We start from the raw sequence: 13511 nt of genomic DNA, 5'->3' as shown, positions 1-13511 counted from the left end.
ACTATGAAAAAGAATATAATAAATAAACTAATCATAGGTTCATTTGTTTTGGGCTTTATCTCATGTACAGATGACTACCTTAATATAAACTCCCATCCATATCAACCGGGAGACTTAACAGCCGACGACTATGCGTTAGGTTCGGCTATGAGTAACTTAGCAAGTACAGTAATCTCTTCAGACGTGAACACCGCACAATTTACCGACTGCTTATTAGGAGGTCCTATGGGCGGGTACTTTGCAGACTCAAATAGTGGTTGGCAAAACACCATTTCTAATTTTGATGCTAAGAACGACTGGACTCGCGTATTCTTGATAAGCGATAGAATGGTTCCTACTGTGTACAGTAACTTGAATATAATCAAAACTGTATCCGAAACCACAAAGAACCCTGTGCCTTATGCTATTGCACAAATTATTAAAGTGGCTTCTATGAACCGGGTTACCGACACATACGGTGCCATACCTTATTCTAAAATTGGTGAAGATGGAAAAATTACCACTCCTTATGATTCTCAGGAAGAAGTATATATTAAATTCTTTGAAGAGTTGGATGCTGCTATCTCCACATTAACAGAACATAAAAACGCCGCACTTGTGCCCACCGCCGATTTTGTATATCGGGGTAACATACCACAATGGATAAAATTTGGTAACTCTTTAAAACTACGTTTGGCTATGCGTATTGCTTATGCCAAACCCGAAATGGCAAAAGCAATGGCAGAAAGTGCAGTAAAGCACGAAATGGGACTTATAGAAACTAATGATGATAATGCAACCTGGAAATACTTTGGAACAATAGCTAATCCTATTTTTACCGCTGTGCGCTATAATGAAGCAACCTCTGGTGGAGATACACACGCTGCTGCTGACATCGTATGCTACATGAATGGTTATAAAGACAACCGTCGTGCCAGCTATTTTGAAAAATCAGGTTGGCCAGGCGAAGACTATGTAGGACTACGTCGCAGCATCAACTTAGCCAAAGCCGGCGAACACTTCAAGAACTATTCTCAAATTAAGATGACTGCTGCCGATCCGGTACTTTGGATGAATGCTGCGGAAGTGGCCTTCCTACGTGCCGAAGGAAAAGCTATCTTCGGATTCGACATGGGTGGAGAAGCTGCTAATTTTTACAATGAAGGAATCCGCCTCTCGTTCGAACAATGGGGTGTTTCAGGTGCCGACCAATACTTAGACGATGATAAAAGTGTACCCGGTGCTTATAAAGATCCGTCCGGACTATATTCTTATAGTGGAACACTCTCCGATATAACAATCAAGTGGAATGAATCGGCTACCATCCAAGAGAAACAAGAACGCATCATTACCCAAAAATGGATAGCTAACTGGCCATTAGGAAACGAAGCATGGGCAGACTATCGTCGTACCGGATTTCCTAAGTTGCTTCCGGCTACAGATGATGGCAATCGTAGCGGTGGTGTAGTTAACAATAGTAAAGGTGCACGACGCATGCCATACCCTTCGGAAGAATACACAAACAATACGGAAAACATACAGTATGCAGTAAAACAGTATCTGGGCGGACCGGATAACATGGGAACTGATGTATGGTGGGCACGTAAGAAATAACTTATAAACGAATATTATGAAAATAGTATATAGAAAAACATTAAAGAGAATAGCGTGGGCTGCATTTTCTATGCTTGTTTTGTCAGCTTGCTCCGATTGGACAGATGTAGAAAGCCTTGATCTGGAAGAACCGAATATTAAAGATCAAAACCGGGAACTATACGCTAAATATTTACAGAATCTGCGTGAATACAAGAACTCAGACCATAAACTGGTGTATGTTTGGTTCGACAATAGTCAGAAAGTAACTTTCAACCGATCGCATCATTTAACAGATCTACCTGATAGTATTGATGTGGTAAGCATCATACACCCTGATAATCTGGCGGATTGGGAATTGCAGGAAATCAATCAGATTCGCAGCGAAAAAGCTATGAAGATTATTTACTCCATTGATTTTGATGCCTTTAAAGCTGCATACAATACCAAGTTAGAATTGGCTACTGAAGAAGAACCTGTTTCTAAAGACTTTATCGGTTTCCTAACAGATTCTTTGGAATATTCTCTCTCTTTGGTTCATAAATACAATTATGATGGTATTTGCATTGGTTATGCTGGTAAATCCAGACTTCACATGCGTCTTAACGAATTGAAGGAATACACAGAGAATGAAGTTTCTTTTATAAACATCATTCAAGACTGGCACAAGAGAAACCCGCAAAAATTAATCACTTATGAAGGAAAACCTCAGAACCTGATTGATCCTTCATTACTTGATGATTGTCTCTCCATTCTGGTGTCCGGAAAAGAAGCAACCAATGCAAATGAACTTACTTACCTACTCTCCTTGACATCTGTAGAAGGAATATCTACCGACCGTTTCGGAATGGTAGTATGTGCTACCGATCTGAACGACCCGAATAAGAAAATAGGATACTTCGCCGATGGTACACTGGCCATGGAGGGATTAACTGATTGGGCAATAGCTCCTCGTGGAGGTATTGAAGTACAAGCCGTAGGAATCTATAATGTTTCTACCGACTATTATACTTCTCCTCTGAGCTATTATTACACAAGACAACTCATTTTATCCATCAACCCATCTGTAAAATGATTTAAAGAATAATGACTATGAAACGTATAATAAACAATTTATGTTCCTCATTACTGGTGGCAACCGGCTTGTTGGCAGTATGTTCTTCTTGTGAGGATAAAGAGAACTTTGATAATAAAGCCTTTGTTAATTCCTCAAAAGTTGGAACTATATTGATGAAGGGAACCAATAATGAAGAAAGTGGTATTATTAAAACTGCCATTGCCAAACCGGAAGCAATGAATGTTGAAGTAACTTATAAAGCAGATGCTTCCTTAGTAGACCAATATAACCAGATATATGACGAAAAGGCTATTATGGTTCCAAACGAGAATTTTGAGATACCCCTAAATGTATCTGTCATCGAAGCAGGAGCTATGCAAGGAAACGATGTAGAAGTCTTGTTTAAAGATCTATCCGCTTTAAACCGTGATTTGGTGTATGTTTTGCCAGTTACAGTTGTCAATTCTAATATTGATTTCTTAAATAGTACCCGTACTACTTATTTTGTAATTAAAGGGGCAGCACTTATCAATACGGTAGGAAATATTACTACCAACTACCTCAATCTTCAGTCTGCCGGTACTTCTACACTGAAGGGTATAAACCAACTCACTATAGAAGCCTTGGTAAATATCAGCAAATTCGATAAGCTGATTAGTACAGTAATGGGTATTGAAGGTAATTTCTTATTCCGTATAGGTGACGCCGGAGTTCCCGATAACCAACTCCAGTTGGCCACTTCAAACGGAAATATTACGGATGCAGCCTGGCAAATACCAACCAATGAATGGGTACACATAGCTGCCACCTACAACTCGGCAGATGGTGCTGTAGATTTTTATATCAATGGTATAAAGAAAGGAGATACGCAATATACCAAATATCGCTCTGCTGTAAACTGGGCTTCCACAGGTTTCAATGTAGGTAAATCTTATGATAACAACCGCTGGCTGGAAGCTGACATCTGCGAAGTTCGTGTATGGAACCGCATACTGACTGCAGATGATATTAAAGCCAAAGATCACTTCTATATAGTTCAGCCTGATAGTGAAGGACTGGTAGCCTACTGGAAATTCGACGAAGGAGCCGGAAAAGTGATAACAGACCATACCGGAAACGAAAATACATTAGTGGCCAATGGCGACATCACATGGAATTCTGTTTCATTGCCTAAATAACCACCTTATTAATTATAAGAAGATAAATCATGAAACATATCAATTACATAAAACCTAAATATTGGGTGCCGGCACTAATGCTGACAGCCGGCTTATTTACTGCCTGCTCCGACGATATTGCAATTGGGCAGATAGACGAAAACAAGTATACCACTGGTGACGGTTCTGTCATGGGCTATGTTAGTGACAGCAATGGAAAGCGCATGTTTACAAACGTGGAATTTCGTAGCACAGGTAACATTGGTTTCTCTCTGAAAACAACAGAGCAACTTTCTGCAGACGCCACTGTATCTGTAACTTACGATGAAACAGCACTCACCGAATATAACGCTAAAAACGGAACAGAATATGAGCTTTTCCCTAAAGAAAAAGTTACTTTAGAAGACGGTGGTATCATTAAGTTAACTACCGGTTCTGTTCATTCTTCTGAAATGAAAGTGGCTTTTTCTTCCAACGGAAACTTATCTTCCAATAAAAGCTATGTAATTCCGTTACGAATGAAAGTAGCATCAGGCAATTTTAAACTGGCAAAAGAAGATCAAACGCGTCTGATCTTTGTAAAAGATCTCACTGCACTTCCCGATTGTACCAAATATGTAGACGGTGCACCCGGCGTAAAAGTGTTTAGCTGTATGGAGGTAAACGATACCAACCCACTAAACAACCTCTGCTTTACACTAAAAAGCAATGGAAGACCTTTAGTGGACGCATTGATTATCTTTTCGGCAAACATCAATTACAATGCAGAAACCGGACGTGTTTACATCTTCAACAATGAAAATGTGCAAGCCATACTCGACCAACGCGAACATTACCTGAAACCACTGCAAGACAGAGGCATGAAAATCATTCTCGGTTTATTGGGCAACCATGACCGTTCGGGAGTAGCCAATATGTCAAAAGAAACCGCTCAGGAGTTTGCTAAGGAAGTAAAGGCTATGTGCGATGCTTATCAATTAGATGGCATTTTTATAGACGACGAATACTCCAGCTATGAGTATAGCAATATTACTCCGGGATTTGTATATCCAAGCAGTGCAGCGGCATCCCGTCTTTGCTACGAGGTAAAAAAGCTACAACCGGAAAGATGGGTGATTGCCTACGCATATAGCACCACACGCAGTTTACCGGCAGTTGATGGTGTATCATCGGGAGAATTTGTTGATTACGGGTTACATGATTACGGAGGTTACTCCGATTTAAGCAATAATTATCCGGGAATGCCTAAGTCTAACATGGGATTGTATTCTCAAGAGTTTAGCCAAAGCCGGTTTGCTTCGGAAACGAATCTGAAGAGTATGCGCAATAATGGATATCTATCGCACATGATATTTGCTATGGATCCTAATCGATCAAACGCTAACGGGCAAATCACTGCTATGGAAAGAATGGCAAGAGCTTTCTACGATGACGAGTTAGTGTACGACGAATCTCCGTATGCAAAAGACTGGAGATAAGTATAAGTAACTATAACCATTAAAAACAAAAGAATATGAAAATCACTAATAAAATAATAATCCTACTGATGGCCGCATTACTCCCAATGGGTTTTGCGGGATGTAGTGACGATGATGAGATTCCTAACCCCGGAACAGAAGAAACACCGGAATTTATTCTTGAACAGGAATTACTCAAAGTGAAAATAGGTTCTGAAAATAAGGCAACCGTAGCCATTAAAGAAGGAGGTGGAGAATATAACGCTTTCTGCCTGGATGAGAGCCTTGCCAAAGTAGAGATGGTAAATGGTGTAATCACAATAGAAGGTTTTGCCAACGGACAAACCTCCCTGATTATTTCAGATAAATATAGTCGCTATCGCAAGTTGCCAATTAGTGTTTACACTACAGATGTTCTTGAACTCAGTACTAAAAATACCGAATTGACAACCAAATTGGGTAGTTCAAAATCAATCACTGCGAATGTGGTATTGGGCAACGATGGATATAAAATTGAATCAAATAATCCGGCTGTAGAGGCTTCTATCACCGAAGAGGGAGAAATCAAAATTACAGCAACCTCAAAGAAAGCCGACTATGTTGCTACCATTACTGTTACCGACTGTACAGGTCTATCGGAAAACATTTTAGTATCTGTAAAAGCAACCTTCGAACCTTTTACCAACGAAGAGTTAGAAACGATTATGGAAACCAATGCCAGAAGGTACTTCTATAATAATTCCAATACATTTAACACCTATTACACACCACTCAATGAAATTGTGGATGGCAAGCAAAGATATGGTTGGAAATATTATACGTATTATTGGATTTATATTGACTTTACAGGAGATAAAAGCGTTGGTACAAAGAGCGATGCCCTATTTACCTATCATACTTGGAGTAATGATACGATAGAAAATATTACGCTGAAAATTATCAAGAATGATGGAACTAATATTTGGGGAATATTCTCTTATATCAATGATAGTGAAGAAAAATTATACACAGGTTATTTCTGTGATACAGTTAACTAACTTTCATTCGTTTCAATAGGTAAGACTACATAATATTTGTAGCAAGGAGAGCTCGGCCATATAAATAAGGTCGGGCTCTTTTTTATTAATCCGAGATAAAACCTTACCTTTGCAGGCTATTTTCATTTTTTCCCCCAAAGCTTAACTATGTATACTAACAAACAAATCTGGCATGTAAGTTATCCCATCCTTTTGAGTCTGCTTGCTCAAAACGTGATTAACGTAACCGATACCGCTTTTCTGGGACGTGTGGGCGAAGTAGCTTTAGGTGCTTCTGCCATGGGTGGACTTTTCTACATCTGTATCTTTACGGTCGCATTTGGTTTCAGCATTGGTTCACAGATTGTAATTGCCCGCAGAAATGGAGAAGGGCAATATGAAGATGTAGGTCCTGTAATGATACAAGGAAGTATTTTCCTCTTTGCACTGGCATTTCTTGCCTTCGGTGTAGCTCGTCTGTGGGGTGGAGACATTATGAGGGTGATTGTTTCCTCCGAAACAATCTATGATGCTACCATGGAGTTTATAAACTGGCGTGTGTTCGGTTTCTTCTTCTCATTTATGAGTGCCATGTTCCGTGCTTTCTATATCGGAATTACTCGCACCAAAGTTCTGACTATCAATGCCATAGTAATGGCACTCCTGAATGTAGCCTTAGACTACGCTATGATTTTCGGACACTGGGGTTTTCCGGAGATGGGGATTAAAGGAGCTGCTATCGCTTCGGTCATTGCGGAAGCCGGTTCTATACTCTTTTATCTGATTTATACTTATATTACGGTCAACCTAAAGCAATATGCATTAAATCGCTTCGGCTCATTCGATTTTAAATTGCTTGCACGTATACTTAGCATCTCTTGTTTCACGATGCTACAGTACTTCCTGTCTATGGGTACTTTCTTTGTATTCTTCATGGTAGTGGAACGAATCGGACAGCGAGAACTTGCCATCGCCAACATTGTACGTAGTATTTACATTGTACTCTTTATTCCGGTTAACGCGCTGGCCGCCACAGCCAACAGCTTAGTAAGTAATACCATAGGCTCAGGAGGAATAGCAAATGTGGTACCGCTTATTAAAAAAATTGTTCGCTTCTCTGTTTTATTAATGATTGGGTTAGCAGGAGTTATTGCTATCTTTCCAAAACTAATCCTTTCTATATACACAAGTGATATTACGCTTATTGACGCCTCTGTATCCTCGGTTTATGTAATTTGTATAGCTATGATAATAGCTTCTGCCTCTAATGTAGTATTTAATAGTGTTTCCGGAACCGGTAATACAAGTGCTGCATTGATGTTGGAGTCTGTCACCTTGGTATTTTATGTACTTTATATGCTATTTGTTGGAAACATATTGCGTGCTCCTGTTGAGATTTGCTTTACCACTGAAATAGTTTACTACTCATTATTATTAGTAGCAAGTTACTTCTATTTCAAGAAAGCAAAATGGCAAAACAAGAAAATCTAATTAGTTGAGAGCTTATTTAGTTGAGAGTGGAGAGTTGAGAGTGGAGAGTTACCCTGCGGCATCGTAACTCTCCACTCTCAACTTTTAACTCTCAACTCCCTAAAGCATTCCTTTCGTCGAAGGCAATTCATATTGATAAATATCCCTCTTTATCGCCATCTTCAGGGCTCTTGCTAATGCTTTAAAGATACCTTCTATCTTATGATGCTCGTTTTGTCCTTCCGCTTTGATATTCAGATTCATTTTAGCAGAATCGCTCAAAGACTTAAAGAAATGAAGGAACATTTCGGTAGGCATCTCCCCTATCTTCTCACGACGGAATTCTGCATCCCAAACTAACCAGGGACGACCTCCAAAGTCGAGCGCTACCTGGCACAAGCAATCATCCATGGGGAGTGCATAACCATAACGTTCGATGCCACGCTTATTGCCTAAAGCCTGATAAATACATTCACCCAAAGCGATGGCTGTATCCTCAATAGTATGATGTTCATCTACTTCCAAATCCCCTTTCACCTGAATGGTTAAATCTATACCGGAGTGTTTACCAATCTGTTCGAGCATGTGATCGAAGAATCCTAATCCGGTAGCAATTTCACAACTTCCATTACCATCCAGATTGATACTTACCAGAATATCCGTTTCCTTTGTTGTACGTTTCACTTCTGCCCGACGCTCTCCGGCAAATAGGAATTCGGCTATACGATCCCAGTCGGTAGTAGCTAAAACACAGTATTCTTCAAGTCCCGAATCTTTCAATCCTGCTGTTGAATCTTGCAAATAGATAGCTTTACAACCTAAGTTCTTGGCCAGTTCTACATCGGTAGCACGATCTCCTAAAACAAAACTTCCGGCCAAATCATATTCCGGATTACCTATATACTTGGTTAACATCCCTGTACGAGGCTTGCGAGTGGGAGCATTATCTTCCGGAAAACTACGATCTATAAACTGTTCATCGAAGGTTATGCCCTCTCCTTCAAAAGTCTTCAATATTAGATTATGAGTTGGCCAGAAGGTATCTTCAGGAAAGGAAGAAGTACCTAAGCCATCTTGATTAGTAACCATGGCAAACTCAAAATCGAGCTTTGTGCGAATAAAATGCAGATTACGAAATACTTTGGGATAGAATTCCAGTTTCTCAAAAGCATCTAATTGATAATCAATTGGAGGTTCAATAGCCAGCGTTCCATCACGATCTATAAATAATACTTTCTTTTTCATAAGTACTATGGAAAAATTAGTTTATACACTTATTTGTTTTTCAAACCGCAGAGTTACGCAGATTAACGCAGAGTTTTTTATTTCCTGCGGCATCGTAACTTAAAACTCTGCGTTAATCTGCGTAACTCTGCGGTTCAAAATAAAATCAATAAATTTTAATAATATACTTATTCATTTATACGCTTTCAACGCTTTTAGTAATTCTTCATTCTCTGCACGAGTACCCACTGTAATTCGCAAGCAATTATCACATAAAGAAATATGAGTACGATTGCGTACTATAATACCCAAGCCAACCAAATAATTATAGATTTTAGTAGCATCATCTGTCATACGAACCAAAACGAAGTTGGCATCTGTAGGAAAGATGCTTTCCACATAATCATTGGTAGCAAGATTATGGATCAAAAAGCTTCTTTCTTCTTTCAGTTCCTTTACCCAACGTTCTATAATCGAATAGTCTTTCAATAACTCAATACCTTGTTGCTGGGTAAGCAAGTTTACGTTATACGGATACTTTATCTTACTGAAAATATTTATAATCTCTTCGGAAGCAAATGCCATTCCCAAACGAATAGCAGCGGAGCCCCAAGCTTTGGAAAAAGTTTGCAAAACAATCAGATTGGGATAGCTATTCAGTTTCTTCAGGAAAGAGGGTTCTTCTGAAAAATCAATATAAGCTTCGTCCAAAACAACAAGTCCCTCGAATTGGGTAATTAGTTTTTCTATCTCAGCACCTAAGAGGTTATTGCCGGTAGGATTATTGGGCGAACAAAGGAAAATCAGCTTCGAATGTTCATCTGTTGCAGCTAATAGTTTATCGGCCGAAAACTGAAAGTCATCCGCCAATAACACCTTGCGATACTCCACATTATTAATATCAGCACACACCTGATACATACCATAAGTAGGATCAATGGCTACCACGTTATCTATTCCGGGTTCACAAAATGCACGAAACACTAAGTCTATGGCCTCATCGCTACCATTTCCCAGAAATATCTGTTCGGGAGTTACTCCTTTAATTTTTGATAGATCTTCCTTTAGTTCCCATTGCATAGGATCCGGATAACGATTGTTGGGAGAATTATATGGATTTTCATTGGCATCCAAACTAACAGATGGCACTACTCCCTTATACTCATCCCGCGCAGAAGAATACGGTTTCAGATTCCATATATTAGGACGGGTTAATTCTTTTAAAGATTTCATGTGGGGATTTACTATTTTATTATTTACGATTAGACGATTGGAATTTGTTTTATTATTTGAGGGTATTCAATCGAACGGTTACAGCATTTTTATGTGCATCCAGCTCTTCGTTGGCAGCCATTACTTCAATAGCAGGTCCAATGAGCGAAAGCCCTTGCGGAAGTATTTCCTGAAAAGTTATTTTCTTTATGAAACTATCCAGACTCACTCCACTATATGCTTTGGCATAACCATTGGTAGGCAAGGTATGATTAGTTCCCGAAGCATAATCTCCGGCACTCTCCGGCGTTAGATGCCCCAGAAAGACAGAACCGGCATTAACTACCTCATTGGCTACAGCTGAATAATCGTGAGTTTCAATAATCAAGTGCTCAGGAGCATATTTATTGGTTAACTTTATGGCTTCATCCATATCTCTTACCAAAATCAGTTTACTGTTTTTCAATGATTTCTCTGCCAGTTCCCGACGAGGTAGGTATCCTAATTGACGCTCCACTTCATACATCACTTCTTTCAATAGCTTCTCGGAAGTTGTTACCAATACCGCCTGACTATCAGCTCCATGTTCTGCTTGCGATAAAAGATCGGCGGCTACAAATACAGGATTGGCAGTTTCATCGGCAAGCACTTCCACTTCGGAAGGTCCGGCTGGCATATCAATAGCTACATCACGCAAACTAACCAATTGTTTAGCTGCTGTTACATACTGATTCCCAGGGCCGAATATCTTGTACACCTTTGGAACACTTTCTGTACCATAAGCCATAGAAGCGATAGCTTGTACTCCACCAATTTTAAATATCTTACTTACACCAGCCAGTTGTGCAGCAAATAAAATGGCAGGATGTATTTTTCCTTCTTTATTGGGAGGAGTACATAAAACGATCTCCTTGCAACCTGCAATCTTAGCCGGCACAGCAAGCATCAATACGGTAGAGAATAAAGGTGCTGTTCCTCCCGGAATGTAAAGACCTACCTTTTCAATAGGTACTGCTTTCTGCCAGCAAGTTACTCCCTCCATCGTTTCCACTTTCTTGCCTTCAAAGCGTTGAGAGGCGTGAAATGTTTCAATATTCCTTTTTGCTAAGTAAATGGCTGATTTTAGTTCGATACTAACATTATTCTCTGCTTCCTCGATCTCTTCGGGAGAAACAGTTAAACTGCTCAGAGTTACTTTATCAAATTGAGATTCATATTCAAGTACAGCTTTATCGCCTTCCGAACGTACTTGGTCGATAATGCTCTGTACTGTACCAAAAAGATTCTCTGTTTGAAGAGCGGGACGTTTTAGAATCTCGGCCCATTCTTCGGGGTTGGGGTATTTTAGGATTTCCATTAGTTAATTTATTTTAAGGGTGATTTAGCCACGGATTGCGCGGATTGCACGGATTTTCGAGCACGGATTTTTATTTATAATACCGAACAGAGTTATTTTTTATCCGTGTATTAAAATCCGTGCAATCCGCGTCATCTGTGGCTAAAATAATAATTAGGGTATCATTTTCTCTATAGGCAACACCAAAATCCCTTCTGCCCCCATTGACTTCAACTTCCCGATAATTTCCCAGAAGCATTTCTCATCAAGTACCGTATGTAGCGAACACCAACCTTCTTGCGCCAATGGCATTACAGTAGGGCTTTTCATTCCGGGCAATACGGCAATAATGTCTTCCAATCGATCTTTAGGAGCATTCATCAACACATATTTTTTATCTTCTGCTGTCTCTACCGCATGCATACGGAAAAGAAGTTCATCTAATATTGCTTTCTTTTCAGCAGACAGATTCTTATTCCCAATAAGCAGGGCCTCAGACTTCATAACTACTTCTACCTCTCTCAACCGGTTGCTTACAAGTGTAGAGCCTGAACTTACAATATCAAAAATAGCATCTGCTAATCCTATTCCCGGAGCAACCTCTACCGATCCTGTAATTACATGTATTTCGGAGTTTACTCCGTGTGCTTTTAAGTAATCGCCCAAAATCACCGGATAAGAAGTCGCTATCTTTTTACCATGAAACCAAGATACTCCCGGATAATCAATATCTTTAGGCATCGCCAACGAAAGGCGACATTTGCTAAAGCCCAAACGTTTAATAATTTCAGCATCTTCTTTCTTTTCTGCATACTCATTCTCCCCTACTATTCCTATATCTGCCACTCCTGTAGCTACTGATTGTGGGATATCATCATCACGCAAAAACAAAACCTCCACCGGAAAATTTGAAGATTGAACTAACAAAGTACGTTTAGACGGACTTAACTTGATGTCTGATTCTGCAAGTAAATTCATTGTTTCTTCAAACAAACGTCCTTTGGCTTGTACGGCAATTCTTAGCATTTTTTCTTTTATTTAGTTATTAATAATTATTTGTTGGTTATCAATAAAAAAAGGCTTACCTAATTCGGCAAGCCCTTCTATATTCTATTATCTTATACACAATATCATATCCGCCCACCGAGTTATTCGTTAGGAAAATGATGATGATGTGTATTGTTATTTATCATAAATTTCTTGTTTTCTGTGACAAAAATATAGTATTTAAACGAATCCACCAAACAATTTACTCAAAAATATCATTCTTCAAGATCACAAGACATAAAACCCATTTCAGATTTAGCCTTTTCTTGCGAGAATGTAAAGTACGTACAAAGGGCTTTTGTACAAAGCTCTCCTTTCTCATTATACAATCTGGCTTCTACTAAAATAATATTTCGTTTTACTTCCTGAATGCTTGCACGAAGTTCTATATGATCGTCTGTAGTATTTATAGATTTCATATAGCGTGTTTCCATCTTAGAAGTAACTCCGGTAGTTTGCAACTTACGAAGTATCACCCACGCACAAATCTCGTCTAACAATACAGCCTGTATGCCTCCATGAAGCGTATTGAGCCAGCCCTGATATTCCGGGCGAGGCTTCCAGATACTTACTACTTCATCGCCTTCTTCATAAAACTCCATCTTTACTCCGACGGGATTACCGGGGGCACAACCAAAGCAGTTGTAGCCTTCTACATCTTTCCAGGGGTTAATTATTTTTTTCATTGAATTGATATTTTGGTCTTGAAATATAAACAAAGATAATTATTATTTCTCAATATTTAGGGATGTTGATTAAGTGTATACTTTTGCGTTTTAAAGGTATATACCTAAGCCCTCTGTAGGTGTACACCTAAACCCTCTGTAAGTGTACACCTTTGGGGTGTAAAGGTATACACCTAAAGAGGCTCTAAGTATACACCTTTGGAACACTTAAATATATGTTTTTAGACGGCTTAACCTACTACCTTCAGAGAACTTAAGTATATGCCTTTCCAACCAA

The 13511-nt window shown here is 39.3% G+C and carries 11 protein-coding genes; 6 read left to right on the top strand and 5 right to left on the bottom strand.

Annotated features, from left to right (window positions below; all coding sequences use genetic code 11):
* The first annotated feature begins 3 nt into the window (after positions 1-3).
* The 6 genes from D0T60_RS11350 to D0T60_RS11325 all read left to right on the top strand — a co-directional run bounded on the left by D0T60_RS11350 (position 4) and on the right by D0T60_RS11325 (position 7750).
* Entirely contained in the window at positions 4-1593 is a 1590-nt protein-coding gene (locus D0T60_RS11350; RefSeq protein WP_163218275.1) for a RagB/SusD family nutrient uptake outer membrane protein, read from the top strand.
* Between the two features lie 16 nt (positions 1594-1609).
* The gene (locus D0T60_RS11345) at positions 1610-2647 is read left to right on the top strand and encodes a glycoside hydrolase family 18 (protein WP_163218274.1); all 1038 of its coding nucleotides are present in this window, start codon (positions 1610-1612) and stop codon (positions 2645-2647) included.
* A gap of 17 nt (positions 2648-2664) precedes the next feature.
* The gene (locus tag D0T60_RS11340) at positions 2665-3807 is read left to right on the top strand and encodes a DUF1735 and LamG domain-containing protein (protein ID WP_239059551.1); all 1143 of its coding nucleotides are present in this window, start codon (positions 2665-2667) and stop codon (positions 3805-3807) included.
* A gap of 29 nt (positions 3808-3836) precedes the next feature.
* Positions 3837-5264, top strand: coding sequence for a BT_3987 domain-containing protein (locus D0T60_RS11335; protein ID WP_203558325.1), 1428 nt, complete (start codon positions 3837-3839; stop codon positions 5262-5264).
* Between the two features lie 35 nt (positions 5265-5299).
* Positions 5300-6280: a hypothetical protein gene (locus D0T60_RS11330; protein ID WP_163218272.1), complete on the top strand. Its 981-nt coding sequence runs from the start codon at positions 5300-5302 to the stop codon at positions 6278-6280.
* A 147-nt stretch (positions 6281-6427) separates the two neighbouring features.
* Complete coding sequence (locus tag D0T60_RS11325; protein WP_163218271.1) at positions 6428-7750, top strand: MATE family efflux transporter; 1323 nt, start codon at positions 6428-6430, stop codon at positions 7748-7750.
* A gap of 99 nt (positions 7751-7849) precedes the next feature.
* Here D0T60_RS11325 and hisB read toward each other — a convergent pair whose 3' ends face one another.
* The 5 genes from hisB to D0T60_RS11300 all read right to left on the bottom strand — a co-directional run bounded on the left by hisB (position 7850) and on the right by D0T60_RS11300 (position 13234).
* On the bottom strand, positions 7850-8974 hold the full coding sequence (gene hisB, locus D0T60_RS11320) for a bifunctional histidinol-phosphatase/imidazoleglycerol-phosphate dehydratase HisB (RefSeq protein ID WP_163218270.1): 1125 nt from the start codon (positions 8972-8974) through the stop codon (positions 7850-7852).
* Positions 8975-9145: 171 nt separating this feature from the next.
* Positions 9146-10186: a histidinol-phosphate transaminase gene (gene hisC / locus D0T60_RS11315; RefSeq protein ID WP_163218269.1), complete on the bottom strand. Its 1041-nt coding sequence runs from the start codon at positions 10184-10186 to the stop codon at positions 9146-9148.
* A gap of 52 nt (positions 10187-10238) precedes the next feature.
* Positions 10239-11522 (bottom strand): histidinol dehydrogenase, encoded by a 1284-nt coding sequence (hisD, locus tag D0T60_RS11310; protein ID WP_163218268.1) that lies wholly within the window; start codon positions 11520-11522, stop codon positions 10239-10241.
* A gap of 153 nt (positions 11523-11675) precedes the next feature.
* Positions 11676-12527, bottom strand: a complete 852-nt coding sequence (gene hisG / locus D0T60_RS11305; RefSeq protein WP_163218267.1) for an ATP phosphoribosyltransferase — start codon at positions 12525-12527, stop codon at positions 11676-11678.
* Positions 12528-12763: 236 nt separating this feature from the next.
* Entirely contained in the window at positions 12764-13234 is a 471-nt protein-coding gene (locus tag D0T60_RS11300; protein ID WP_163218266.1) for a PaaI family thioesterase, read from the bottom strand.
* Positions 13235-13511: the final 277 nt, after the last annotated feature.

The sequence above is a fragment of the Bacteroides sp. 224 genome (assembly GCF_010500995.1).
Taxonomy (GTDB): Bacteria; Bacteroidota; Bacteroidia; order Bacteroidales; family Bacteroidaceae; genus Bacteroides.
The sequence above is the reverse complement of the archived record's forward strand: the minus strand, read 5'-3'. Positions and strand labels throughout refer to the sequence as shown.